Origin of the sequence: Nitrospira sp. T9 (genome assembly GCF_052156535.1) — a bacterium.
Taxonomy (GTDB): Bacteria; Nitrospirota; Nitrospiria; order Nitrospirales; family UBA8639; genus Nitrospira_E.
Window position 1 is genome coordinate 262,486 of sequence record NZ_JBQKUP010000029.1, and the last position, 25,710, is coordinate 288,195.

At 50.0% G+C, this 25,710-nt stretch carries 23 protein-coding genes; 9 read left to right on the plus strand and 14 right to left on the minus strand.

Annotated elements, in window-relative coordinates:
• Window positions 1–185 precede the first annotated feature (185 nt).
• The 13 genes from ACTRXD_RS06360 to ACTRXD_RS06420 form a co-directional block, all read right to left on the minus strand.
• On the minus strand, window positions 186–1,847 hold the full coding sequence (locus ACTRXD_RS06360) for a SulP family inorganic anion transporter (RefSeq protein WP_442430993.1): 1,662 nt from the start codon (window positions 1,845–1,847) through the stop codon (window positions 186–188).
• Window positions 1,848–2,045: 198 nt separating this feature from the next.
• On the minus strand, window positions 2,046–2,951 hold the full coding sequence (locus ACTRXD_RS06365) for a carboxypeptidase-like regulatory domain-containing protein (protein ID WP_442430994.1): 906 nt from the start codon (window positions 2,949–2,951) through the stop codon (window positions 2,046–2,048).
• 127 nt (window positions 2,952–3,078) lie between these two features.
• Window positions 3,079–3,630, minus strand: coding sequence for an NADH-quinone oxidoreductase subunit NuoB (gene nuoB, locus ACTRXD_RS06370; RefSeq protein ID WP_442430995.1), 552 nt, complete (start codon window positions 3,628–3,630; stop codon window positions 3,079–3,081).
• A 148-nt stretch (window positions 3,631–3,778) separates the two neighbouring features.
• Entirely contained in the window at window positions 3,779–5,377 is a 1,599-nt protein-coding gene (locus ACTRXD_RS06375; RefSeq protein WP_442430996.1) for a hydrogenase large subunit, read from the minus strand.
• Between the two features lie 6 nt (window positions 5,378–5,383).
• Window positions 5,384–6,928 carry a hydrogenase 4 subunit F gene (locus tag ACTRXD_RS06380; RefSeq protein ID WP_442430997.1) on the minus strand — a complete coding sequence of 515 codons (1,545 nt, stop codon included), beginning with the start codon at window positions 6,926–6,928 and terminating at the stop codon, window positions 5,384–5,386.
• Window positions 6,929–8,413 carry a proton-conducting transporter transmembrane domain-containing protein gene (locus ACTRXD_RS06385; RefSeq protein WP_442430998.1) on the minus strand — a complete coding sequence of 495 codons (1,485 nt, stop codon included), beginning with the start codon at window positions 8,411–8,413 and terminating at the stop codon, window positions 6,929–6,931.
• A 5-nt stretch (window positions 8,414–8,418) separates the two neighbouring features.
• Complete coding sequence (locus tag ACTRXD_RS06390) at window positions 8,419–9,087, minus strand: hydrogenase (RefSeq protein ID WP_442430999.1); 669 nt, start codon at window positions 9,085–9,087, stop codon at window positions 8,419–8,421.
• 1 nt (window position 9,088) lies between these two features.
• Entirely contained in the window at window positions 9,089–10,042 is a 954-nt protein-coding gene (locus ACTRXD_RS06395; protein ID WP_442431000.1) for a respiratory chain complex I subunit 1 family protein, read from the minus strand.
• A 9-nt stretch (window positions 10,043–10,051) separates the two neighbouring features.
• Complete coding sequence (hyfB, locus tag ACTRXD_RS06400; protein ID WP_442431001.1) at window positions 10,052–12,082, minus strand: hydrogenase 4 subunit B; 2,031 nt, start codon at window positions 12,080–12,082, stop codon at window positions 10,052–10,054.
• Window positions 12,083–12,181: 99 nt separating this feature from the next.
• On the minus strand, window positions 12,182–12,754 hold the full coding sequence (locus ACTRXD_RS06405) for a carbon monoxide dehydrogenase beta subunit family protein (RefSeq protein ID WP_442431002.1): 573 nt from the start codon (window positions 12,752–12,754) through the stop codon (window positions 12,182–12,184).
• 42 nt (window positions 12,755–12,796) lie between these two features.
• A complete protein-coding gene (locus tag ACTRXD_RS06410) occupies window positions 12,797–14,242 on the minus strand; it encodes a hypothetical protein (protein WP_442431003.1) in 1,446 nt (481 codons plus the stop codon).
• 9 nt (window positions 14,243–14,251) lie between these two features.
• Window positions 14,252–14,404 carry a hypothetical protein gene (locus ACTRXD_RS06415; protein WP_442431004.1) on the minus strand — a complete coding sequence of 51 codons (153 nt, stop codon included), beginning with the start codon at window positions 14,402–14,404 and terminating at the stop codon, window positions 14,252–14,254.
• 220 nt (window positions 14,405–14,624) lie between these two features.
• The gene (locus tag ACTRXD_RS06420; RefSeq protein WP_442431005.1) at window positions 14,625–15,341 is read right to left on the minus strand and encodes a carbon monoxide dehydrogenase beta subunit family protein; all 717 of its coding nucleotides are present in this window, start codon (window positions 15,339–15,341) and stop codon (window positions 14,625–14,627) included.
• A gap of 961 nt (window positions 15,342–16,302) precedes the next feature.
• Here ACTRXD_RS06420 and ACTRXD_RS06425 point away from each other — a divergent pair.
• From ACTRXD_RS06425 to ACTRXD_RS06465, 9 genes are all read left to right on the plus strand, one after another.
• Complete coding sequence (locus ACTRXD_RS06425) at window positions 16,303–17,424, plus strand: metallophosphoesterase (RefSeq protein WP_442431006.1); 1,122 nt, start codon at window positions 16,303–16,305, stop codon at window positions 17,422–17,424.
• A 75-nt stretch (window positions 17,425–17,499) separates the two neighbouring features.
• Complete coding sequence (locus ACTRXD_RS06430) at window positions 17,500–17,907, plus strand: response regulator (RefSeq protein ID WP_442431007.1); 408 nt, start codon at window positions 17,500–17,502, stop codon at window positions 17,905–17,907.
• 105 nt (window positions 17,908–18,012) lie between these two features.
• Entirely contained in the window at window positions 18,013–18,342 is a 330-nt protein-coding gene (locus ACTRXD_RS06435) for a tetratricopeptide repeat protein (RefSeq protein WP_442431008.1), read from the plus strand.
• Window positions 18,343–18,527: 185 nt separating this feature from the next.
• A complete protein-coding gene (locus tag ACTRXD_RS06440) occupies window positions 18,528–19,922 on the plus strand; it encodes a two-component system sensor histidine kinase NtrB (protein ID WP_442431009.1) in 1,395 nt (464 codons plus the stop codon).
• On the plus strand, window positions 19,919–21,277 hold the full coding sequence (locus tag ACTRXD_RS06445; protein WP_442431010.1) for a sigma-54-dependent transcriptional regulator: 1,359 nt from the start codon (window positions 19,919–19,921) through the stop codon (window positions 21,275–21,277). The genes ACTRXD_RS06440 and ACTRXD_RS06445 overlap by 4 nt, the downstream gene beginning before the upstream one ends.
• Window positions 21,278–22,052: 775 nt before the next feature.
• Window positions 22,053–22,529 (plus strand): hypothetical protein, encoded by a 477-nt coding sequence (locus ACTRXD_RS06450; RefSeq protein ID WP_442431011.1) that lies wholly within the window; start codon window positions 22,053–22,055, stop codon window positions 22,527–22,529.
• A gap of 822 nt (window positions 22,530–23,351) precedes the next feature.
• Complete coding sequence (locus ACTRXD_RS06455; RefSeq protein WP_442431012.1) at window positions 23,352–23,663, plus strand: putative signal transducing protein; 312 nt, start codon at window positions 23,352–23,354, stop codon at window positions 23,661–23,663.
• Window positions 23,664–23,808: 145 nt separating this feature from the next.
• Window positions 23,809–24,933, plus strand: a complete 1,125-nt coding sequence (locus tag ACTRXD_RS06460) for a hypothetical protein (RefSeq protein ID WP_442431013.1) — start codon at window positions 23,809–23,811, stop codon at window positions 24,931–24,933.
• Between the two features lie 324 nt (window positions 24,934–25,257).
• Window positions 25,258–25,413 (plus strand): hypothetical protein, encoded by a 156-nt coding sequence (locus ACTRXD_RS06465; protein WP_442431014.1) that lies wholly within the window; start codon window positions 25,258–25,260, stop codon window positions 25,411–25,413.
• A 34-nt stretch (window positions 25,414–25,447) separates the two neighbouring features.
• Here the strand turns inward: ACTRXD_RS06465 and tnpA are convergent.
• On the minus strand, window positions 25,448–25,710 hold a 263-nt coding region (tnpA, locus tag ACTRXD_RS06470), incomplete at its 5' end, for an IS200/IS605 family transposase (protein WP_442431015.1).

The following is a 25,710-nucleotide window of genomic DNA, read 5'->3' on the forward strand; positions in this document are numbered from 1 at the left end:
TGGATCTCCGCCGGACACGCCAGGCAGCCAGGCACCTGAAAACCAAAGAAAAGGTGCCGGTCGACCGGACAGATCACCGCCTAGGTTCCTTTGAAGATCTCACAACCAAAAAATTGGACATGCTGACTCCCCCATGTGATTCTGGTCACCAAGAAAATAAGAATACATACGGTTTCTTGTTCACATTATTGGAGACCGGTAGATTTTGGCTCAGAATTTTCAGGTAGATAAGAAGGATGATCCCTTTCGTGAAGCAGATTGATGGCCTGTTGCAGCGCCTCGTTGAAGTTGTCAAAACATGCCTGCTGTCCGATTTTTTTGAGGATCCCCAAATTCTCCATCTGCTGTTGAATAGGTTCTATCATTTCCGTGATGAGCACTTTCGTTTTACGATTGAGGGCATATTCGACTAAATCGTCTAAGGCGAAGGCTCCCGATATATCCATGATCGGCACACGTTTCAATGACAGAATGACGACTTCATACGGACCAAAAAATTCACTCATGCGAAATACTTTATCGGCTACACCAAAAAAAAGAGGACCTTCCGGTTGTACGACTCCGATGCGACTGCGGAGCCCTGCCTCCAACATATGACTACCAGGGTATGGATCCTTTGGATCTTGAAGACTGACTATTTGGGGTTCCCCTAATTCACTCATTTCTTTGACAAACCGGAAAAATGCAATGGACAAACCTATTCCGACAGCGACCAATAAATCGACGGTCATCGTGACGAGGAATGTCGACCAAAAACAAATCTTGTCGGTTCGGGACACCCGGCGTAATACCGGGAAAAATCTCCAATCCAAAATATCCCATCCAACCTTGAAGAGAATGGCAGCAAGGCTAGCAAGGGGAATTGCGGTGGCTAGGGGTGCTAATCCTAACACCAATGACAAGAGGATGATCCCATGGGTCATAGTCGACAAAATGGTTTTTCCATTGCAGGCAATCACCGTCAAACTGCGAATAGTGGCCGTCGCAGTAGTGAGTCCCCCCATTAATCCTGCTGCCGTGTTGGCTACCCCCTGGCCGAAGATTTCCTGATCGCTGTTGTGACGCTCGGAGGTTTTTTGATCAAGCACAATGCAGGTGAGCAGCGAGTCGTACACCGCCAGACCGGCAAGTGCTGCCGCCGGAACAAACATCGCTCCAACCATATCTAGAGTGGGAATATGAAAACTTGGTAAACCAGTAGGAACTTCGGGAATGTACGGAACGGTAAAGTGAAACACCTGCGCGAGCAGCGTTCCCGCCAACAGTGCAATGAGCGGAGACGGGAGCCATACGTTTTTGACAAATCTGGGCCATAAAAGAATGACGGTCAAGGTGACCAAAGAAACCAATAAGGCTTCTCCCTGGAAGTTCAACACATCCGAAGGTATGTTGACGAAAGCCTCCCTGATATCAGGAAGAATGGGCAATCCGATGAACGGGCGGAATTGTTGAATGAGTAAAATGGCCCCGATGGCGCACATGAATCCTGAAATCACCGAGTAGGGTGTGTAATAAATAAATCGTCCTACCTTCATAAAGGCCAGTGCAATCATGATAAGTCCGCTTAAAAGAACGCAACCAAAAGCAAAGGTGATATCGGGCGTTCCATCGGGAAGCTGATGTTCCTGTAGAATAAGAGCCAATTGGACGGTTTTGGGACCCGTGGGTCCGCTGACTCCGACATTTGATCCCCCAAAGAGTCCCCCCAACAGCCCGCCGGCAATCGCTCCATACATGCCTGCAATGGCCCCAAGTCCTGAGGCAACTCCAAAACCGAGTGCCAACGGCAGCGCAATAAACGCTACGGTAATTCCCGATAAAATGTCCGGGACGATATTTGTAGACATGAGACGGATCCGTGGCCAGGGATTAAAATCCGCCAAGGCCGTTCGAACTTTATTCCAACCAACGGACATAAATTTACCTCTTGAACCAGCCAGAAAGAGAATTCCTGGGTCTGATATGGTTATTTAAAGATGCTCCTTCGGGGAGAGGGATTGAATGGGGCATGAGGAGATCTTTTCTGGAAGTCATCGATAAGCAGCTTATGGTTTTTGCACACGAAGCGATGGATGAATTTCTTCTTCTCCGAGGAGTTCCAGGCCGAATCGTGGATTCTCGGCCATTTCATGAACACTCCTTCTCCCCTTGGGAGTCTCAAATGCTATCTGAACTGAAACCGACTGATTGGCTTTTACCGTAACGAATTGCTCAATGAAGGTATTGACACCGGGGTGCCAGGCGGAAAGTGTGAATTCTCCCGGCGGGATATCACCGATTTCAAATTTCCCATCCTCTCCCGTGATGCCATAGTACGGATTATCCACGACCAAACCCCAGGAGAACATATAAGGATGAAATCCGCATTGCATGACAAAGACATTGCGGCCTTTTCTGAGATGAATCGATTCCACCATGGGCTCCCCGGCCAAATGTTGGTGACCCAAAACCCCTGCGACTTTATGAAAAGGGTTCATGGGTAACGGCCGGTTAAAGAGGACCCGCGCACCGCGAGTGCGAGCAGTTTCATACCCCTGGATATCATGTTCGATGGGATCCATATTGACCACCGTAATTTCCATTTGATCCCGTACCACATTTACAAACGGGGAAAAATCACAATCAATGGCCTCAATCCGGGTTGACATTCCCTTAAAAGGTTTGCCTTTTAAAACCTCTTTGAGAACGACGACGACATCCTTGAGAGCCGCATCAGGCCCAATGAAGAAATCTTCCACCAGACGCCAACCGGTTCCCGTGGAAATTCTCCCGCAATATACGGGATCAGGAATCGTGACCAAATTAAAGGCCATCGCTCTCGGCTTCTCTCCTTCAATAATCACCTTTCCGGAAATCGTGCCTCCATTAAGGACGTGGACTTCTTCGTAGGCCCAGGACGGACCTACCGTAAGAATTAAAAACATGGCAAGTAAGGGTAATGATAACTTCATGATAATCTCCCAAACGCTAGAGATTCCTAAATCCGGCAACCGGCCATTACCGGTCCATTATTAAAAGTCGATTTCCGGTCACAGACAAAACGCCTCAAGAATCAGTTGCCCGTGACTCACAAATTCCTCATGACTCCCCGGAGAGTTTTTTGAACCACCTGGTAAACGTCGTGACGCCTTTTCGAAGTTCGGTCAAGGCCTCAATAATTTCAGCCGGGCGCGGAGGACATCCGGGGATGCGAACATCAACCGGAATATGTTGGTCGACCGGACCGGTCACCGCATAGCTTCCTTTGAAGATTCCACAATTGATGGCACAATCACCTAAGGCAATGACTAATTTTGGATTGGGCGTGGTTTTAAACACATCCTTCAGCGGACCTTCCATGTTCACCGTAACCGGACCGGTCACCACCAAGGCATCCGCGTGACGAGGAGACGCGGCAATATGAATTCCGAGGCGTTCGATGTCATAGACCGGATTGGCTAAGGCATTCATTTCCATCTCACAGGCATTACATGAACCGGTATCCACTTCACGAATGGTTAGTGACTTTCGAAACAGTTCGGCCTTCTTTTGCGCTGTCGGCGCAACAGAAAATTTCTGCCCGGCAGGAGCAGGGGGATATTGTCCTGTCACTATTCCTGTCTTGAAACTTTTTTTGAGAATCTTAAACATGGTCTCTCCTCATTGTTGCGGCTCATAACCCTCTGAGACGTCAGGTGGAAAATAGGAGTCCCCTGTCCCTCCTTCCTGTCATCACGCTGCTTGTGTTTCCTGCTTACCACCCATCCCCGACCCTTCACGTTGCACCTCTTGTAATTTCTTACAAATCATTCCCGGCATAAGAAAGACTGAAGCTTTTATTGATGAGAGGAAAATCGGGAATAATATTCCCGATCACCGCCATTTGAATGGCCGGCCAATTGACAAACGAGGGATCACGGACCTTACAGCGATGAATTTGTTCATGTTCGCCAATCATCAGGAAATACAAAATTTCACCACGCCAACCCTCAACCGCAGAAAGCGCCCACGCTCCGGGGTCAGGAACCACCTGGCGATCACCCTTCAGCGGACCATCAGGAAGCATGGGTTGAATCTCGCGAATAAGCCGGATTGATTCATGAATTTCACTCACCCGGACCTGAACTCTGGCTCGCACATCCCCATGTGAAGACCCGGCCACACATACCGAAAGCTCATCATAGGCTGCAAAGGGCCGATCTCTTCGGAGGTCCCGATCGATGCCCGAAGCCCGACCAACCACTCCGACGACCCCATGGTCCCAAGCGGTCTGCTTCTTGAGAATCCCCGTACTCTCAAACCGGTCGATCAACGACGCATTGACGGCGATAATTTGTTCCAGTTCGGTAAAATCTTTTTCAATGTGTTCCAGTTCGGTGACCAGGTCGGAAAACTGATCCGTCGAAAGGTCAATGCCTACCCCTCCCACACAATTCACCCCTCGAAGAAATCTCGAACCCGTCAGTCGATCATTCAGTTGCATCACCCGTTCTTTCAACCGACTGCAGTGAGCATGGGCTAACGCATAGGCCGTGTCATTGCAAATACCTCCCACATCACCAATGTGATTGTGGAGGCGCTCCAATTCCAGGAACACACTTCTGAGAAATCTTGCCCGACGAGGGACGTGAATCTCCCATAACGTTTCTACGGCCTGGCAATAGGCGAGGCTATGGCCAAGGGTAGTGTCCCCTGATATTCGCTCAGCCAATGCCACTCCACCAGATAACGTCTGTTGTTCAAACACCTTTTCCACACCACGATGTTTCCAAAAGTGTTGGAGATCGAGGTGCATGATAGGTTCTCCGGCCACAGTAAACCGGAAGTGCCCGGGTTCAATGATTCCCGCATGAATGGGACCCACGGGCACTTCGAACACGCCTTCCCCATGAATAAAATGACCATCGACCGATCCGGGAGGCTGGCGCCATTGCAAGATCGAATTCCATGGGAAATTTTTGTGTAACGGGTGAACACCCTTGGGCCAATGATTGTGCCGGACCAGGCGCCGAAGGTCCGGATGCCCTTGGGCGATCAGACCGAACATATCCCGGATTTCCCGCTCATACCAGTTGGCCGCATGAATTTTGGGTGTGATGGACTCAAAGAGCCGTTCTTCCCCCGGGAGATTCGTGGAGACAATAAGCCAGTCCTTGTGTTCACCGAGAGTAAACAAGTACCGGAGTTCGTAGCGTAAGTCACGAGGACGGCGATCCACAGCCCATAGTAAAGAAAGGGTTCCTTTAAGTTCTTCGTTGGCATGAATAAATCTGGTAATCGCCGAAATCTGATTAGTGTGCACATGGACGACAGGAATCCCGTGGTTAGTGGATACACGGTTAATCGCCGGACCAAATATGCGTTGCAAGAGTTCAACTGGATTAAATACCGGTTCCATGTTTGGCTACCTTCCTATCACCACGTAGGAGGCCCGTTGTAAAAGAGTTTCAACCTGGGCGGGAAGATAAAACCCCATCCACACCAACGCGAAGACCGATAAGGCAAATGGGAGTTGCCCGATGTGCCAGGCCTCACCTTGCCTGATTCCTGCAGGTGGTGTACCCCATACCATGCCGGTCAGCCGGTAGATAAATCCTCCAAATAACGCTACCGATAGCAGGACGATCACCATGATGATTCCAAGGCTTCGAATTTCATGGGATACCGTAATGGTCAGAAACCGTCCCAGGTGAAACGAATCAAATTGAAAGGTCATTTGAGCCAGCGAAGTGATCATTAGTAGTTCACTATTAAAGAGTGAAAACGGGGGCATTCCCACCAGAGCCAATCCCCCGGCAAGAAATGCGATAGCAGTAATGGGTTGGACTTTGGCCATGCCCTGAACCTCATGAATCTGTCGGGTTCGATACCGGCGAAAAATATTCCCGACGGCAAAAAATCCCAGCGATTTGGCCAAGGCATGATTGAGGAGATGCCAAAGCCCGCCGAAGGTTCCTAATGGTCCGCCGATACCAAACCCCAACATGGCCAGGCCCATATGCTCGATACTGGAGTACGCAAAAAGGCGTTTGTAGTCACGTTGAATCAGGATTAATAGCGCTGCCGTTCCAAACGAGATCAATCCGATCAAAATCAAGAGATTCCCTGTAAACCCTGGAAAAACGGCCTGATCTACAATGGATTTACTCCGGATGACGGCATACACCGCAACGGTTTCAAGCACTCCGGCAAGCATGGCAGTGACCGGGGCCGGGGCTTCGCTATAGGCCTCAGGCAACCAGGTATGCATCGGGACAAGACCAATCTTCGTACCGTACCCGACCAGAATAAAGATGAAAGCCAACTTCAGCACGTGTCCATCCATTTGAGCAGCCACGGGTAACAGGCTGGTCAGGTTCAACGCAGCGTTTTCTTCTCCAAGTACACGAATAGACGAATAATACGTCAGGACCGTTCCGAATAAAGCGAGGGCAATGCCGACAGAGCAGAGAATGAGATATTTCCATCCGGCCTCCAAACTTTCCCGACTTTTAAAAAATGTAATGAGGAACACGGTCGCCAGCGTCGTCGCCTCTACGGCAACCCATTGCACACCGAGACTGTTTGCCAGGGTCGCGACAATCATGGCAAACATAAATACGTGGTAGAGAGGGAAAAAGGTCCAGAGGCGACGAAGCTGGATCAACTGTTGAATCGCCTCATCATCAAAATACGACCACAGATAAATCGAACAGGAAAAACCAACACCTACGACGATTGAGAGGATGAAAATCGAGAGACTGTCAACAAACACCACATTTCCGAGTGCCGTAAAGGATTCCTCCCGAACCACGGTGGCCCAGAGAACCAGATCGGCCACCACCAGAATCACCATAGTCATGACGTTCAAGCCGTGAAGCATACGAATATTTTTGATGAAGAGACTGAGTGTTGCGGCACCAACCGGTGCAGCCAGGATCATCAACGAAACATGATTCTGGTCCGGCATTTAGAAATACTCTCCTTCCGCATGAAAAAATGGCAGAACAGCTCCAATGAGATTATGAAGACCATCGGGGACATGCAGGCCCAAGAAAATCAGAGCGCCCAGGTTTACCGCTATCGCGGCGGTCGAAAAGGCCCGGCACCGTGGCCCCACGGTGGAGGTTTGCGTTTCCAGAGGCACGCCTAAGACCATTCGCAAGATTTGAAACAACAACGTGGCAAAGGCCACTGTCAATAGACCGAGAAAAGCATACGCAATCGTAGGGGCCGTGGCCATGGCATTCGCGGCGATCGTGATTTCACTCACGAATAATCCGAAGGGAGGCATGCCGGCAAGAACAAGCCCTGCGACGAACAAGGCCACTCCCGCAGCTGGATGCTCACGTAACAGACCGGGGACACGAGCGATAAACTTATGTTCATGGGTAATCAGTACAAGGCCGGCGCCATAGAACGCAGCAGATTTTGCCAATGCATGATTGAGCAGATGCCACAATCCTCCAAATACTCCCAAGCCGCCGAGACCAAAGCCAATTAATGCGATACCGATATGCTCGATACTGGAAAAGGCTAACAGTCGTTTAAAATCCTCTTGAAGTAACAGGACAATCACGGAGAGCGCGACGGAGAAAAATCCAAATCCCAGGAGCAAAATTCCTGTGAACTCTGTCCCTACCGATTGATCGGTCAGGATCTTAAACCGGAGAATCGCATAGATCGCCATGGTCAACATATTGGCGGAAAGCATCGCACTCACCGGAGTGGGTGCTTCTCCATGCGCATCGGGTAACCACGTATGCATCGGGACGAGACCCGCTTTGGTCCCGTACCCAACCAAAATAAAAATAAAAGCAATTTTCATCACGGAAGGATCGAGTTGGTCCCCGACCTCGTACAATTTCGCCCAATGCAGCGCCTCTTCGGTAATCCCAAGCAGTTGCTCCGAGGAGTAATACACGAGGATCGTCCCAAAAAGAGCCAAAGCAATACCGACTGAACTAAGAATCACAAATTTCCATCCCGCCTCAAGGGCTCCCTTGCTCCGCTCAAATCCGATCAATAAGGCGGCCGACAAGGTCGCCCCTTCAATGGCAATCCACATTATCCCAAGATTTTCAACATTGACGGCCAGCAGCATGACGCCCAAATACAGATCGAATAACAGAAAAAATTGACGAAACCGTTTGAGGGACACATGCCCGCGGTCATACTGCTCCCCCACATACCCTACGGCATATAAGGTTCCCGTCCCTGCCACGATCCCGATCACCAAATCAAACCATGCGCTGATGGCATCGGCATGAAGGAAATAGAAAAAAGAAACGGGTCCGCTCACGGACACCTCATCGATCAATAATATTGACGAAACCACCATGATGCCGGCTTGCACGCAATGCAGGACATCCAGCGTCTGCCGATTACGTACGACAAGCCCGCTGACACCAATGAGGAACGGGGTCGCAATGAGCAAGATAATTGGCCAAATCATGAGACTTATTCTTTGAGGGCCTTCATTCGACTGGTATCCACACTGCCGAAGGCCTCCTGAATTTGATGGGTATAAATACCGACGATCAAGCCCGCGACCAGCACATCGAAAAAGATTCCCAATTCCACGATCAACGGCATCCCATAGGCGGCAGCAGTGGCTGCGAGAAATAGCCCGTTTTCAATCACGAGAAACCCGATCACTTGCGTAACGGCTTTTAACCTGGACACCATGATAAAAAATCCGATTAGCACGATGGCCAGGGCAATCGCCAGGGAATCCTGAGTCAGAAGGAATCCGAGATGAACAATCGGTTGCGTAATAAAAAATGCGAGAATCACTAATCCTCCACAGATCAACAAACCTGTTGGGATGTTCACATACATGCTGACCTCGCGCTGAACATTTAACTGCCTCACGATCTTCTTTAAAATCCGTGGCAGGATCATGGCTTTAATCGCGATGGTGAGTACTGCCGCCAGGTAAATATGGTGAATGCCGGTCAAATACGCCACTAACGTGGCCGTCACTGCTAAAAACACTGACTGCAACGCGAACAAGTCCACGCAGGCCATCAGGCGTCGTTGTGCGACGATGGCAAAACACGTCAGCAACAGGAGGGCCGAACATAAGTTGACCAGATATGAACCGATATTGATTGGGAGAGTTGGCATGTCACACCCGCAGGATATAAAAAAACACCAGAGCTAATAATGACAGAATAAAGGCCGCCCCAAGTAATTCCGTCACGCGAAACAACCGCAATTTGGCAAACATACATTCAAACACACCAACCACGACGGCCAACCCCACAATTTTCCCCACAAAAACCACCAACCCCAATCCCAGAGCTGACGGGGACAAAGTTGTGGCAATGCCCCAAGGTGCAAAAATGTTGGCCAGTAAGGTCAAAAAAATCATGAGTTTCATTCCGGCTGCCCACTCAACCAGGGCCAGATATCGCCCGGAGTATTCCAAAATCATTGCTTCATGAATCATGGTCAATTCCAAATGCGTCGCCGGATTATCCACAGGCACACGGCCGGTTTCGGCCAGCGTAATGATAAACAGTGCCACCAATGCCATTAAGTGAGGCGGAGGGTCCAACACAATACCCTGCAAGATCGCAGTCTTGTACACGATGGCGCTGATATTGGCCGAGCCCGCCGTGAGAGCCAGGGCAAACAAGGACAGAATCAAGGCCGGTTCGGTCAGGGAAGCAACGATGGCTTCACGGCTGCTGCCCATTCCACCAAAGGCGGATCCGGCATCCAGGCCCGCCAGCATCAGGAAAAAGGTCCCTAAGGCCAGAAGATAGACCAGGGCAATAATGTTTCCCGCAAAATTGAGCGGCATGGGCGCGATAATGGTCGGGACAAGCAGACTGGCAGTCAAGGTTGAGGAAAACAAAATGTACGGCGTGGCTGGGAAGATCCACGAGGCGGTGGTAGAGATTACCGGTTCTTTGCGAAAGAGTTTGGCAAGATCCGAGTAGGGCTGGAACACGCTCGCCCCATGTCGACATTGCTGGTGGGCTTTAACTCTTCGGATGACTCCCACAATCAAGGGAGAAAGCCCTAAGACCAGAAGCATTTGAAAAATAATCAGCAGGAAATCGATTGTGCTCATGAGTACGCTTTATCCCATCACCATCAATAAAAACACCAACGTCACAAAAATATAGGCCAGGTACAAGGACAAATTTCCGCCTTGGATCACACGAGAACGATCCGCCAGGGTTGAAAAAAATTCTAGGATCGGATGATACAAATACTTGAGGAAAATGGGTTCGATGGAAAATTCGAAGTGTCTCCGCTTGGCGAAATAATGCGATTCTTCAAGAAATTCTGTTTCAAGCTTGACCGTCGGTTGATAAATGGTGCTAAACACCCGCTTAATGGGCTGGACGAAACCGGTGGCGGTGTATTCCATTCGTGCGGTCACATTCAACCCACACCCCCATGTTTTATAGAATCGCGTTTTCCCCTTCCCTCCTAGAACATAGGCGAGTCCCCATCCCAATCCGGTGAGACCGGCCAAGACAATCGCCAGAACTGGGGTGGAGAGACTTGAAAACTCTCCGCTTACCGGTGCGAGTGTCCAGCCACCCATTTCAAACACCCTCCCGGCAATTGATATCCCCACAAAAGGTTCACTCACCCGATCAAGGAGGGGCACCACGACTGCGGGGCCCAATCCTAAAACCAGACAAAGGCCGGCTAGGAATCCCATCCCGACGCGCATAGGGACAGGAACCTCTAGGGCTTTTCGTGCGTGGGAGCTTCGCGGAAGAGCCAGGAATGAAATACCAAACGCCTTGACAAAACATGCCAGAGCCAACGCGCCGGTAAGCGCAAGCAGAGCTCCAGCGATGGGAAGCATCAATTTCAAAAACAGAGAGGGGAGTTCCAAGCTTAAAAAGAGCCCCTGAAACACCAGCCACTCACTGACAAATCCATTGGTCGGTGGGAGGGCGGAAATGGAAACGGCCCCAATTAAGAAGAACAGGCCGGTCCAGGGCATCCGACGAAGGAGTCCTCCATATTCTTCCATGTTCCGGGTGTGGGTGGCATATAGGAGTGAACCCGCGCCCATAAAGAGCAAGGACTTAAACACCGCGTGATTGAGAGTGTGGTAGAGCCCTGCGATGATTCCCAATGCTGCCAGATGGGGCATATCATAGGCATAGAACACCATGCCTGTTCCTATTCCCATTAAAATAATGCCGATGTTTTCAACGCTGTGAAAGGCTAAAAGACTTTTCAGGTCATGTTCCATCAACGCATACATCACTCCGAGAAGCGCGGACACAGTGCCCACCAACAAGACCACAAATCCCCACCACCAGGGAAACGGTCCTCCAAGAAAATCAAAATATACGCGAAGGAGGCCATAAATTGCGGTTTTAATCATGACACCCGACATCAGCGCGGAGACATGAGACGGTGCGGCAGGATGGGCATAGGGCAACCAGACATGAAGTGGCACAATGCCCGCTTTGGTTCCAAAACCGATGAGCGCTGTCCAAAAAACCAGGGTCCGCAACCCTTCCTGCAGGGATTGGTCGGCGCTTCGAAATGCCTCAAAGGCAAACGAACCCGTCTCCTGGTAAAACATGAGAAACGTCACCAGAATAAATGCCGTGCCCACATGGGTCATAATTAAATAAAATAATCCGGCAAAACGGACGTCCGGTTTTTCATGTTCCGCTACCACGAGAAAATATGAGAGGAGGGACATCAATTCCCAGACGATTAAAAAGAAAAAGGCATTATCCGCCGTGACAACCAACAACATGGACAGGAGAAACCCGTTATAAAGGAAGCCAAGAAGACTGACAGGAATTCGTCCGTAAAATTCCCGGACGTAGCCACTGGCAAATACGGATACCGCAAATCCCACAAGGGAAATCGTCAAGACAAAAAAGCCACTCAGGGAATCGAGCCGGAGAGAAAACGTCAGAAGAGGAATAGAAGACGGCAGGAACCAAACCAGCGGCTCAGAAGCCAAGAGCCCAACCAGACCAAGGACTATTCCCAGGCCGCCGGCCACGGCAGCTGATCCATGCGCAATCACATTCTGAATATGCGGTCGACCTGAAAAGCAGAGCGGAAGAAGCATTCCAGACACATAGGCCAGAAGCAGAGCAAATAGCAGAAGTATTGTCATTCCTTAATTACAGCAGCCCTTCCTTCCACCACATGGACAGAGAACGTTTAAAGGCAGGTTGCCTATTCCAACAAGAGACCAAAATTTTTGAGGAAATTTTCAGGATAAAGATTGGAGTCGTTTTACCGCCTCAACTATTTTCCAGACCTTCTCGGCCGTCAGGTCACGGATGGTCAAATGGGCTTCGTCGTCTCCGCTAAAGGTGCACAACGCAATGGTAAAACAACTGCTTCCCCCTCGGATGATTTTGAGGGCAATATTCGATTGATGACAATGGACACCCACAAATAGGCAGACATCGATATTGTTTTGCCAAATGGTGAGATTGGGATGATTTGGATTAATTTCACGCTCGGGATATATTTTCGGATATTTCGGCCGGTAATCGGCCATCGGAATCAGTTTTGCCGGCACGGCTTCCGCCAGGGCCTTCACCGCCTTGGCTTCCTGCTTAGCTTGTTCGCTCCACGCCCATAAGACGAGCGGCCCCGGGAAAATGGTCGGGTTTTTGGCCTGGAGCAATCGGCGGGCTGCTTCTTCAATCGCTTGATCCATGTGGACGCGCTTTCCCAGAACAAGCCCCTGTCCCGGCGAGGGACCGATGACCCCTAAGGTTGAAACGGAGGGAGGGAGGAACCCTTCCGGGCCGAGTTTCATTTCAAACGTTTCCATGTCGCGCAATGCTCCTTTCTTGTCATAATGTAATCTTTTGGCTCAGGCAAAATGTCCCTGAAACCCTTCCTTGAGAAAAATATCCATAAGATTGAGTTGCTGCCCTATTTCCGGAACAATCTGCAATGGGCGGAGAGCGGTCGCGGATTGAATCAGGCGAGTCAGGCTCCCCATTCGATTGGGCTCGACCACCACCAGTTGCTTGACTGTGGTTGCAAATGTCTTTAATTCGTCGGTCGGGAGGGGCCAGAGAACTTTCGGATATAACGCGGCGACATTCATCCCAAATTTTCGGCACAGCCCGATTGCTTCACGCACGGCGCCCTGTGTTGACCCCCAAGCCACAAAGCCTACATCGGCCGCCATCTCTCCTTCTCGTTGGGCACGCAGCCCCTTTGTCAAGACGCTCGCCCGGAGAGACGCCTTGCGGTTGGCATCACACGTCTCACGAATACACTCGGCAACATGCTTCGATGACACCGTTTGAGAACGGTTGAAGAGACCGGGGTCTATCACAATCTGATGAACCGAGTTGGATGTTGTCGGAAGGAACCGGGACAGACTCGTGAGTCGGAACACATCCAAGACATCAGCCGGAACCAGGATAAGCCCATGGTTTTTGGACTTCTTTCCGACCAGGCTTGTCGGATCGGGAATGCCCAACACTCCCGTCACATGACGGTGAAGTCCTTGCAATCTCGATACACATGAAGGGTCGTCGGGTTGCCTGACCGGGATCACCACCTGCCAGGCCGCTCGCGCATGGGACATTACCCAGTCTTCCCCCGCTCCTTGATGTAACTCCTTCATGCAAGCCGCATCGCAACGACAACTTTCGATTCCCAGGCCCAGCACCAATGCTTGATCGACATTTAACAGGAGACGGGTAGTCCCGGTGTCAGGAACAGGAAGTCCATAAACATCTTTTTTAGGAAGATATTTCGTCGCAAAATCAAACCCTGCATCAAAATGCCGACCCCCTTTGACCGGTCTGACCCACGGCCTCATCGTTTCTTGGGGAATCTCCAGAAGTTTGGTGAGCACGCCGGCCGCAATCAGCCCCTTGCCCCGTATAGACCCGCATTTGCGGTTCAATTCCGAAAAAGGCACATGGTACCGAATGACTTCGTCAGGAAATCCCACACCCATCGCATCTTCCTCCCCCTGGATTTCATTCAACAGTACGCTTTGGGCTTGAAGCCCGAACGGATTCCCCTCGGGCAACCTCGGTCCCAAATAGGCCAGCACATCACACCCGTGACCCATGGATGCCATTGGGGTATTTGAAATTCTGAGACGAACGGCCGGGAGATTTATAAAATCTCCACCCCCTGCTTGCACACCAATTTCAAGTCCAAAATGGGCTAGTCCCCGTTCAATGGTTTTTCGGGCTTTTTCAAGCCCTTGGAGGGACCCTCCAGCCAGTTGCACGATCAGGTCAGAGCCACATTCTTGTTGGCTGGGAAGCCATTTGGTGAAGGGTGACATAAGAAATGCCTAATTCGAGAAACGACGGGGATTGTGCCCGTCTTCAGGAAGTCCGCCCCATTTCCACATGACACGATAGCCGCGTAGAAACAGCCAATCGTACAACGCGGCCAGAAACTCATCCCCGTCATTTTGGCAACGACGATGTCCTTCAAAATCCATAACACCTCTTTTCAAAAAAATCCGAAAGAATCCTTCCTGGTTCGTCACGAATGAACGCGTCTTACGGTTGAAGGTCAACATAGCCGACTTCCCTCGCGGCAGGGGCACGCAGAGGCAAGGATTCCTCATTTCCCTCCTTCCTGGAACAATGTGAGATGGTTCCTTTTCGGGAGATTTTTCGTTTGGAATGCTGCTTTTTCGGTTTTCCATCGGAGTTTGATCAGACCTGTCCTGCGCCGGCCTCCGTGAGACACGCGAGCGGTGACAAGCATTTTTTCCCTTGGTTGGCGCGGCTTTGAGTTCCGGTCAAAGAAATGGTTTTTCCATCGGCAGGCAATTTGATACCCAATTCTTTCCGGACTTTTCTGAAAATGCTGATCATGTGTGAGAACTTCGGCACATCCAAATCTTGAACGCTCAACATGGCGTCTTCGTGGATATCGTGGCAAAACGCGACCGTGAGGCAGTTGGTCCCCATCCGTACCATTCGAAGCGCCAGATTGGCATAATGACAATGAATGCCAATGAATAAGGCTACCTCAATTTTATTCCCACAGATTGTCAGGTTGGGGTGATTTGGATTAATGGCCTCTTGCGGGTCCACCTTGGGATACTTCGGACGATAGTCTGGCATGGGAATAATCATGATGCCTGGAATTTCCGCCGCAAGGCGAAGCAGCGATTGTCCTTTGGTCATCCATTCCTTATCCCAAGCCCAAAGATAGAGCGGACCGGGGAAAATAGTCGGATTTTTTCGGGTCAGGAGTTGGCGGGCTGCTTCCTCTATCACAGTGTCTTCAGGCGCCGATACTCCATAGAGGAGGCCTTTCCCGGAATCCGGATGAGTCACGCCCATTTCCATCGCCGAAGGAACAAAATATCCGGCAGGCCCCACATCGATAATCCGTTGTTCCGTTGTGGCTGATTGAAGATTCATTGATCATCCCTCCCACTGACTCTTCTGTATATGTAAATATTTGGCATTTTCTGTCTTGTCGAAAAACGTGTTGTAAAAGGCAAAGAAGTGCAAAAGGCATACCTTCAAAATTTTTACGGCGATCACACTAATTTCCTTCAACACTTCAGCCAAAAATCCTCATATTAAGAGGAGTGTGTTCAATTGGGATATTCTCAAAATATCAATATTTGTATTTCCCAATCTGCAAAGCTTGCAGATTCTTGCGGAGATAATTCGGCAACCTGATCTGCGAAAGATTTTGAGGCGGGTACGACAAAACAACCTGTGCGGATGGTCATGCTCTCATTTACCTCCGATAGCCCGGCCACCCTTTCCCAACGGGAAGCGATCACTACCCCTACTCATGACTCTACATTTCAATATAAGACTGTGACCGTCACTCCCAAGAAGGCGATACGAGGGAAAGGGAAGGTAATTAGAGTTCGTTTATGGAGAACCTCCCTAGAGAAGATGCAGATTTTGCATGTTTAACTGTCAGCCTAACTTGGCAGATTTTTATGGAAATGCATGGTTTTTATTAAAATTTCTCCTCACAAGCCACATCGTCTCATGCAAATTTTGCATGAATCCTTTCAATAGTGTCCCCTGAGGAAAGCATTCAATCCGTTCAACAGGCGGAAAAATGCATTCCCGCTTAATCGGACAACGCTCTACCCTTCACTATGCCATTTGGCACGTCCGTTGCTTTGGATAATGCTCGAAACGGTCAAGAACGCTTTAGGGGAACGTCAATGAGGACCATAAGAGAGGATGCGAGAAATTGTTCGACGCAACAACCGGAACGATGAGCCTGATGGTCTGTGCTTTCGATCGGTAGAGGGCCTCCTCTCCGAACATACAATCACAGGTGATCAATTCAAAAGGTTTTTCTCAACGATAATTTTTCTACAACCGGCAAAAATTTTCGAATTGGAATCTCTTGTTTACCACACGCACTCAACTCCTGCATTATTCCCGGTTCTTCGTGACTGGCCTTGCCTTTCTCGCCCTCTACGGCATTGGACTGACCGCTTGCTTTCAGCCCCTTCCTGAACTCCCGTTATCATCAGCCTTTGTATCGCCCGATACCAATCAGCCGGTCGTCCTTCGCCTCGCGCTCATTGGAGACACAGGCGATCCCGAACCGCAGGAAGCGGTACTACGCACGCTCTCGGCTTGGACCGAATTGTCCCAAGTGACGACCGTGTTGATTTTCCTCGGGGATACCATTTATGACCGGGGGCTGCCACCACCGACAGACCCGAATCGGCCAGAGGCCGAACGACGCCTGATGCGTCAACTAACCATGATCAAACACAGTCGGGCACACGCGATCTTTATTCCCGGAAACCATGATTGGGCCAAAGGCTCGGCGAACGGCTTCGACCGCCTGCGGGACCTGACCGCCTTCATTCAGCACTTTTTGGGAGGAGCGGGCCAGGTCCTGCCACAACCGGGATGCCCCGGCCCGGACAGTCTGGATATCGCCCCCGTTCGCCTCATTTTTCTCGATACGGAATGGTGGTTGGAAGACAATGACAACAAACACAATCCCGGATGTGCTATTTCCGACCACCCCTCGATCCAGGCTGAACTCACCCGCCTCTTGTCCCAGGCAGAACGCCGGCCTGTGATAGTGATGGGCCATCACCCGCTTGCGTCCCATGGTCCCCATGGAGGGTTTGCCCCTCATCCTCTCAAGGCCTTCACAAAATGGCTGTTCCCCGGCAATCAGGATCTCGGCGGGGACAACTATGAGAACATGGTGGAAGAGTTAAAAAGCGTCTTTTCCCACTATCCTCCGCTGGTGTACGCATCGGGACACGACCACAGCCTGCAAATTTTAGACGGGAATACCTTTGCCGGATTATTGTTGGTAAGCGGCGGAGGCTCCGGTCGCAAACTCACACCTGTCGGGTCAGGCCCCGATACGATCTTTGCCGACAGCCATGCGGGATTTATGGCCCTGGAATTTCTGAAAAACGACGAGGTGGAGGTGCAGGTCATCAAATCCGGTTCCACTCGCCCTCGTTTCTCCAAACACCTCAGCCGGAAGCCCTAACTGTGGAATCATCACAAGCTCTTTAAACACTTGTTCATGAGTCATCCCTCAAGGAAGGGATGACGGCAAGGAAGGTTGAAAATTTTGGCAGTGTATTATTCCGCCAAACATGTGCTAGTGGTTGATGATACCTTTTCCATCCGGCAGTCGATTTGCCGGGCCCTGCGGGCAGAAGGATGCGAATGCCGTCAGGCTGTGGACGGCGCTTCGGCTCTTGAACAACTCAAGGATGAGCATTTCGACCTCATTCTCACGGATTACCACATGCCGTTGATGGATGGAATGGAATTCCTCAAGCAGTTGACCGAACGGCAGAACTCAGGCGACTCTCCTCTGGTCATCATGATGACCAGCGATGAGGATGACGCCTTACATAGACAGGCTATGAAGGCCGGTGCATCCCTGGTGCTCAACAAGACCTGTGACCTTCATCAGCTGGTGACCCGGGTGATGAAATTTCTCACCCAAAAGCCTGACTCATGAGACCTATATGCAACAAGCAGGAATGAACAGGAATCCCACATACACTATGAAGCGACTTCTTCATGGTCCGGGAAGGATCTGGTTTATCTCAGAAAGGGAAAGACCATGCTCTCACCTTTTAACATGAATCCCTTGTATGCAGCCTGGGTCAATAGCCAGGAAGCGATGCTTCGTAGAGTGATCAACAGAAATTGTACGGTGATCCAATATCGTTATTTTCTCGTGTTTCTCCTCTTGGCCAATCGAAGGTATGAAAAGGCCAGGGAAGAATGTGAACGCATCCTGAACATCTACCCGGATAACCTTATGGCCAAAGCCGTCATGAGCAAGTTTCGCATGGGACCCAGCAACCATATTCGACGAAGGCGACATCGCCGCGACCAACCAAAGGTAAGGGTAGGAAAATGCGCGCGATGCTTTTGGGGTCGTGCATAAACCGATTCGGGAACAAGGCTTACGTTTCCCGATATGGATTCGAAACGACCCGCCGATTCACACGTCCCTGGCCACAAAGCCTCACATTGCGCCTCTCCTCTTCCTTGGCCTATGGTGTTAGTGAGGAAATAGATAGGGATTTCAAAGGGGTTTCTTGAAGGACTCTTTAAAAGAAGAAAGTAAAGATGTTTCGTCCTGGACCAGAGACACCGTTTTTCCAACATGTTTTCATTCGCCAGATCCTGGCTACTCTTCTGATTCTGGCCATGGTAGTTGGCATATTGCTGGTGTTCAGTCTGGACCATCAAAGCCTCATAGAGAGCCTGACGGAAGGCCGGGAGGGATCCTCTGCATTGAGTGCCGCAGTCGGGGATTCCCGTCGGAATTTGATTACCATCACTCTTCTGCTGTTCTTCGTCGGAGGGGCAGGCATTACTGCGGTCGTGACCTACCTGCATTACGCCAACACCAAAGAAAATCTTGAAGAAGTCAAGGGGTTGGCCCGGCATATCCTGGAAAGTATCCCGACCGGTGTGTTGACGGTTAGTGAAGATGGGGTTATCACCGCAGCCAATCCCACAGCCGAAACCATTCTCGAGCGCACGGCGGATTCCCTCTTGGGCAAGCATTACGGTGTGGTGTTTGGGGAAGGGCATCCCATTCAGGTGATCCTGGCTCAAATCCTGAACCATGGCGGATCCATGCGTTCCAAGGAGATTACCTTCGACTCCAAAAAGGGAGAGGTCCGGACCATCCGTATTAGCAATGTTAATTTGACCGGAGACGATGGAAAACCAGCAGGGATGCTTTTTCAACTGCACGATGTGACCGAGTGGCTGGCCCTGGAGAAACGGGTGAATGAAGCCCAACGGCTGACTGCACTGCATACGTTGTCAGCCGGTGTCGCCCATGAACTTCGCAATCCTCTCAGCGCTCTGGATCTCAATCTTCATTTACTTGAAGAAGAACTCCGAGAAACAACCGCCTTGTCCAGTCGGACCAATGACTATTTCAAAGTACTGAACACCGAATTAAGCCGGCTGTCGGCTATTTTGGATAATATTATGCGATATGCCCAATCACGGCCTTCAAAATTTCAGGAAGTCAACATTCAGTCGCTCGTGTCGCATGTCGCGCAGTTATTACAACTTGAAGCCGAGGACAGGAATCAGAAGCTTCAGGTTTCCGTACCCACGAACCTTCCCGATGTTCAGGGTGATGAAACACAGATCGCACAGGCTCTGATCAATATCGTGATTAATGCGTTTCAGGCCATGTCGGTAGGCGGGATCTGCCGTATTATCGTCCAGGAACGCGCCCGACAGGAGCGACGCTGGGTAGAAATTGCGGTTCACGATACCGGACAAGGAATTGATCCACAATCGCTTGTCCATATCTTCGACCCTTTTTACACGACAAAAGAAACCGGGACCGGCCTTGGCCTCGCCGTGGCACATCGAATATTACAAAATCATGGAGGCCGAATTGACGTGACTGCTCTTCCCGGCAATGGCACCTCGGTCACATTGAGTTTACCCGTATGCGTAAATGCCCGAGCCATCCCCGTGGAGGATGTGTGAAACAAGAAACTCGCATTCTGGTTGTCGATGACGAAATCAATATTCGTAATGCATTAGTGACGATATTGGAAAAGGCAGGTTACTTCGCCCGAGCCGCGGACTCTGCGGAATCCGCGCTGGCCCTCATGAAAGAGTCGCCCAGTGACCTTCTCATCACGGATGTAAAAATGCCCGGTATCGGGGGCATAGCCCTCGTTCCCCAAATAAAATCCCATTGGCCTGCCACAGAGGTTGTTGTCATCACCGCCTATGGGTCCATCGAAACGGCCGTTGAAGCCATGCGGCTGGGAGCTTACGATTTTCTCACCAAGCCTATCGACCGCGAACGATTCTCCATTGTGGTGGAAAAGGCCCTGGAGCGTCACAGGCTTGCCGCCGAAAATCAGGATTTGCGTCACCAACTCGAGACACGAAATCGTATCGAGGAGATGATCGGCGAAAGTGAAGCAATGCGTCGAATACACCATGTTATTGGAATGGTTGCCAAAAATGATGTCACGATTTTAATCGGTGGGGAGAGCGGAACAGGAAAAGAATTGGTGGCACGTGCCATTCATCAACAAAGCCAGCGGTCCAATGGCCCATTTATCACGATGAATTGTGGTGCCCTTCCAGAGTCTCTTTTCGAAAGCGAATTATTTGGATATGAAAAAGGGGCATTTTCCGGGGCGGTTGGAACCAAACCCGGTCGATTTGAGATGGCCGATGAGGGAACCCTCTTTCTTGATGAGTTAGGCGAACTTCCCTTAAAAGCCCAAGTGGATTTTCTCCGGGTCTTAGAGACCGGTGAATTCCGGCGACTGGGAGGGAAAAACCTGATCACCGTCAATACCCGGATTATTGCCGCCACCAACCGCAATTTGCCGCAGTTGGTTGAAACCGGGCAATTCCGCGAAGATCTTTTTTATCGCATCAATGTGGTGCCGATTCATCTCCCACCCTTGAGAGAGCGTCGTGAGGATATTCCCGTTCTGCTCGACTTTTTTCTTAAGGAATTTGCCCGGAAGCACCGAATTTCCCTTAAAACCCTCTCTCCCGCCTCCATGAGGTTTCTGGTTCAGTACCAATGGCCGGGTAATATCCGTCAACTCCGGAATGTTATTGAACGTCTGGTCGTGACGGTGAAGGAGCACGCTATTCAGCCCGATCATCTTCCAGAAGAAATTCGAACGAGTGTCAATCCCGGAAGCAGGATGGTGATCTCCCTTGGAACTCCTCTCGAAGACATTGAACGGGAAGTCATCCGCCGAACCCTCGTGGAAGTTACCCATCATCGTGAACAGGCTGCAAAACTCCTTGGGATTAGTGTGAGATCGCTCCAATATAAAATCAAAGAATATGGGATTGAGGTGTAACACCTCTAAGTCCATACACGTATCCAGGACAAAGATAGGGACGGGATTTGCTGCGACTGGCTTATAAAGAGAAATAGACACTGGGGACCTCGGGACCACCTCCTGTGGGGATTTGACATTGATAAAGACCTCATGGTGTTCCACGGTACGAACGGGGATGATTGATGCTCGGGAAGAAATCTACACAAAATATTTTGTTGTTCTTCCAACTTTACAGTGCATAAGCAAGAGCAACAACTCCCGCCACGTTTATACCTCATTCACCTGTTCCGGCGGACACTGTTACCCGGATTTGCGGTAATAGGTGACATAATGCTGTTCACCCATATGCACGGCCCCCATCCGAAAGTCCATCACATACAGAACCCGCACAATATCATGGGTTCCTTGGCTAGCGGCCTGGCCTGGTTCGGTGGAGGGGACCTGTCCAGGTCACAGGTCTCCACCCATACCGTATCCCCAAGCCTTTCATTTTCAAAATCCTGTGGGCCCTCTTTGTCATGACTATCGGGGTGCCATTCGTATTTTATTCAGAATCGTAGGGCTGTCGCCTGCCCCGTTCAAACCCAACCCATCAAATTCTTGGTCTTCACGACCCTCCCTCGGCTCTGAACCAAGCAATCACGGGATAGTCCCCTCGCCCACCCCCTTGGTCCGGAACCGCATAGGCATTGCCGTGTGGAGATTAAGGATGTAGGGGATGGGGCCGATAATTCCTAAAAGCCAGGGAATCTGACATGGGAAAAAGGCAGACCAACTTCAAAATGGCATAAATATGGAAAATATTGTTCTAGAAAAGCAAAACCAAATTTCTGGAAAAGTCGTGTTCGGCGGATTTGTAGTTTTGTTCATGTTAGTAGTTGGGATGGTTTTGGCGTTGGCCACCGGCATAATGGAGACCTTGGGCTATGAATCTCGTAACATCAATGGAAACGGACTTACAAATACTCAATCAGGCTATTCCTGGGGCCTTAACACATTTTATTTTGTAAAAGGCCAGGATTTTTTCGCTGAGTATGAGACGGTGATACACAAAGGGTCCCTCGTCATCAACCTGTATAAAATTGGAACTGTGCCATCTGGGGACACGCCCTACCATAAGATGGTTTCTCAATCCGGGAGAGGCACAATAACATTTCCCATTCAAGAAAGTGGGCTCTATCGTATTTCGTTCAGCGGATCGGTATTGGGAGGGACACACAATGATTGGGGTTATGATTTGTCTTATCAGATTCGTTGGGGCATTAGGTAAAGCAGTATGACTGGAGGAGAGTCTATACTCTAACTGCCATTTATCGGCCTCCCTTTTTCCCTCACAAACTTCTTCCTAAATGTTGTGAATTTTCGTCCTTCACGGTAATCTGCCTTCCACAGCTTGTTCACCGTTTCAATCCCTTCAATGTTTTTCTCTGACCTTCTATGCCGCAGGGGACACGCGATCTCATCTTTGTGAGTTATAGCCATCGGGATAAGGCCTGCCTGGAAAAGCTCCTTATCTTTTTGAAGGAGATATCAAGAGCACCGTACAGGATGCTGAACAGGACCAAGGTCTCCAACGTCTGCAACGGTTGATTCCGCAATCGGCACATCTCTTAGTTAGACAACCATTTTGGGAAGGGGTACACACAACGCTGTTAAGCCGGGTACAAGAGAACCACTCTTACAGGAGGAAACGAAGCGGATTGAAAAAACATTTGATTTTCCGCATCTCAAGTCGCTGTGGCCGATGCCGAATCTGTCTGATCCGGCCCAAGGAGGGACGCTGGAGGGCCATACGAACTGGGTTACGAGCTGTGCCATTGATCCGACGGGCCTGTGGGTGGTCTTGGGAGCCGGGGATGGGGGATCCGGGTGTGGGAATTTTCCAATGGAAAAATGACTGCACTTATTCGAGTGGATGGACCTATAGCATAGGGTGAAATCCCCATAGGCCTTTGCTTTGCTAGTGCCGGTTTTCGTGGAATCTATCTTTTTGAATTTATCCCTCATCCAAAGAACGAATAAATTCCTAAATTTGAATGCTCGCAAATCCCCACTCACTCATTATTGATAACCCCAGGCATATAATGGAACCATGAAAAAACTGTACGTCTCGCAAAGCCTCATCGACGTGGAATCCCGAAAGGAACTGTTGGATCAGGCCCGGATACCGGCCACGATCAAGAACCAACGCTCAGCGATGCTGGGAGGGGAAGTCCCATTTGTTGAAGTTTTCCCCGAATTGTGGGTGCTGAAAGACGAGGACTTTGAACGCGCCCGGACTTTACTCAAAGACTGGGAGCAGGCTAAACCTCTTGAAACAACACAATGGACCTGCTCCGGATGCGGGGAATTGCATCAAAAAGAATTCACCACATGCTGGAAGTGCGGGCTGGAAAGGCGGTAAAAGAATTCAGCCGGGTCCAACCAAGACTATTCCATCTTGACTCAGATTCTTTACCGTTGGCTCCGGAGGCCGGTCTGGTTTAAGCTGAACCAAGGCTTCATCTGTGCTTGTAATCGCTACACGCAGATATCTTTATTACACCCCCATGTCTTCCACAAGGGTCATCAACGGCACCATCTTTATTTTTTTGCTTCTTGGGCTGCCTCCTCTGGGTATGGTCTTATCTGGCCAGGCTCTTCCCCACGATTTGACTCTTTTACCCATTCCCCTACAGCCGGGATACGCCTCTCTTTCCTGGCCCATATTTGGACTGTCGACCCTGATCATTCTTGGAACGCTGACACCTTTTCTTTTGCGTTTGAGCACAGGCGTGCGTCACAACACATTTCCTCCCACTTCCGGCAAACGGTTTCCCTGGTGGGGTTGGATGGCCGTAGTATGGACGACTTTCGCTTCAATCCTCTCCTGGACGCGTTTTTCCTGGTTCCTAGAATGGCAACCCTACACGTTCCCCCTGCTCTGGCTCGGCTACATCGTGGTCATCAACGCCTTAAGCTTTTCTCAAACCGGCAGGTGCATGATCACCAATCAGCCCGCTTATCTTTTCAAACTCTTTCTCCTCAGCGCGGGCTTCTGGTGGATGTTCGAATACCTTAATCAATATGTACAAAACTGGCACTATGTGGGCCTGGCATCAACCTCATCGCCTCTGACCTATGCCTGGTTCACTCTTTCATTTTCGACGGTTCTACCCGCCGTTCTGGGTACCTATGAATACCTGTCTTCCATTTCCTGGATAAGGGGACCATTTGAAAATTGGCTGGCCATCTCCTCAGTGAATGCCCCGAACACCGGATGGCTGATGTTCAGCCTTGGTTGTTTCGGGCTTCTGATGATTGGGATCTGGCCCACGCTGCTGTTTTCTCTTCTCTGGGTGAGCCCGCTTCTGATCATGTTAGGCATACAAATAATACGGAGGGTTCCAACCATACTCTCCCCATTGACCAAAGGAAACTGGAGTCCCGTGGTTCTTTCCGCTCTGGCAGCTCTGGTCTGTGGAGACTTTTGGGAATTGTGGAATGCCCACAGCCTGGTCCATTGGGAATATTCAATTCCCTACGTCCACGCACTCCCGATGGGGGAAATGCCGATCCTCGGTTATGCCGGCTATTTGCCGTTCGGTATGGAATGTCTGTCGGTCACAGCATTTTTTCTGGGAAATCAGAACTTCCGCAGTGAAACCTATGCAGGAATTCCATATTCCCCATAAATCGTTCAAACACCATGATTGTATTGACTAAAAGGCCGGCCTGTTATTCTACAACATGTTTTTCTTTTGACACCCTAACCTCTCTCAACAATATGTAATGGGAATTGAAGAAGGGGCGGGAGATAGCAAACAATGAAGTCGCCTTTAAGGAAAGCGTTTTGCCCATCTTGTGGTAGCCCCTTCGGTAATTTTCTGGTTTTTCAGATGATGGCCTCACCAGAGAGTTTTGTAAGGTGCCGACACTGTAAACAGATACTTTATTTGCCCGGCTCAAAATATTTTTTGTTTATAACGACTTCACTTTTTATTTGGATAGCGATGATCGTGGCTACCATGCAAATTTTTCAAATTTTCTTTGCCTCTGCCCCTGAGTGGGTAAGAATTATGCTGCTTATCGTTGGAGGGATTGGTGGATTTATCATTGGCGAAATTTTAGGTTCTCAAGTCATTTTACGATGGATAGCCAATCAGAAAGAGTAAAGAACCCCCCAGCAAGCTGGGAGGCATTTAAGATTTAGAAATCTAATTTCAGTTGTTTGGGATCATGTTGATGCGTGATATACCGACGAATCACCTCTGCCGTTACTTGGTCCCCTACACTTCGGACAAAATAACCATCGTTCCACAATTCCCCACCCCACAATTGCTGCTTCACCTCGGGAAACTCCTGGAAAACTTTGCGGGCCGAAATACTTTTCAACCTCTGCGCTACCTGGGCAGGACTATAGCATGGGGGGACCGAAAGAAATATATGCACATGATCCTCCATTACTTCTT

Bases quoted from the DNA above. Each gene is read 5' to 3' on its own strand.
- ACTRXD_RS06420 (WP_442431005.1), bottom strand. From the start codon at position 15,341: ATGAATCTTCAATCAGCCACAACGGAACAACGGATTATCGATGTGGGG.
- ACTRXD_RS06385 (WP_442430998.1), bottom strand. From the start codon at position 8,413: ATGATTTGGCCAATTATCTTGCTCATTGCGACCCCGTTCCTCATTGGT.
- ACTRXD_RS06395 (WP_442431000.1), bottom strand. From the start codon at position 10,042: ATGAGCACAATCGATTTCCTGCTGATTATTTTTCAAATGCTTCTGGTC.
- ACTRXD_RS06365 (WP_442430994.1), bottom strand. From the start codon at position 2,951: ATGAAGTTATCATTACCCTTACTTGCCATGTTTTTAATTCTTACGGTA.
- ACTRXD_RS06415 (WP_442431004.1), bottom strand. From the start codon at position 14,404: ATGGATTTTGAAGGACATCGTCGTTGCCAAAATGACGGGGATGAGTTT.
- nuoB (WP_442430995.1), bottom strand. From the start codon at position 3,630: ATGTTTAAGATTCTCAAAAAAAGTTTCAAGACAGGAATAGTGACAGGA.
- hyfB (WP_442431001.1), bottom strand. From the start codon at position 12,082: ATGACAATACTTCTGCTATTTGCTCTGCTTCTGGCCTATGTGTCTGGA.
- ACTRXD_RS06435 (WP_442431008.1), top strand. From the start codon at position 18,013: ATGCTCTCACCTTTTAACATGAATCCCTTGTATGCAGCCTGGGTCAAT.
- ACTRXD_RS06405 (WP_442431002.1), bottom strand. From the start codon at position 12,754: ATGGAAACGTTTGAAATGAAACTCGGCCCGGAAGGGTTCCTCCCTCCC.
- ACTRXD_RS06360 (WP_442430993.1), bottom strand. From the start codon at position 1,847: ATGTCTACAAATATCGTCCCGGACATTTTATCGGGAATTACCGTAGCG.
- ACTRXD_RS06380 (WP_442430997.1), bottom strand. From the start codon at position 6,928: ATGCCGGACCAGAATCATGTTTCGTTGATGATCCTGGCTGCACCGGTT.
- ACTRXD_RS06410 (WP_442431003.1), bottom strand. From the start codon at position 14,242: ATGTCACCCTTCACCAAATGGCTTCCCAGCCAACAAGAATGTGGCTCT.
- ACTRXD_RS06455 (WP_442431012.1), top strand. From the start codon at position 23,352: ATGAAAAAACTGTACGTCTCGCAAAGCCTCATCGACGTGGAATCCCGA.
- ACTRXD_RS06460 (WP_442431013.1), top strand. From the start codon at position 23,809: ATGTCTTCCACAAGGGTCATCAACGGCACCATCTTTATTTTTTTGCTT.
- ACTRXD_RS06390 (WP_442430999.1), bottom strand. From the start codon at position 9,087: ATGCCAACTCTCCCAATCAATATCGGTTCATATCTGGTCAACTTATGT.
- ACTRXD_RS06375 (WP_442430996.1), bottom strand. From the start codon at position 5,377: ATGGAACCGGTATTTAATCCAGTTGAACTCTTGCAACGCATATTTGGT.
- ACTRXD_RS06450 (WP_442431011.1), top strand. From the start codon at position 22,053: ATGGAAAATATTGTTCTAGAAAAGCAAAACCAAATTTCTGGAAAAGTC.
- ACTRXD_RS06440 (WP_442431009.1), top strand. From the start codon at position 18,528: ATGTTTCGTCCTGGACCAGAGACACCGTTTTTCCAACATGTTTTCATT.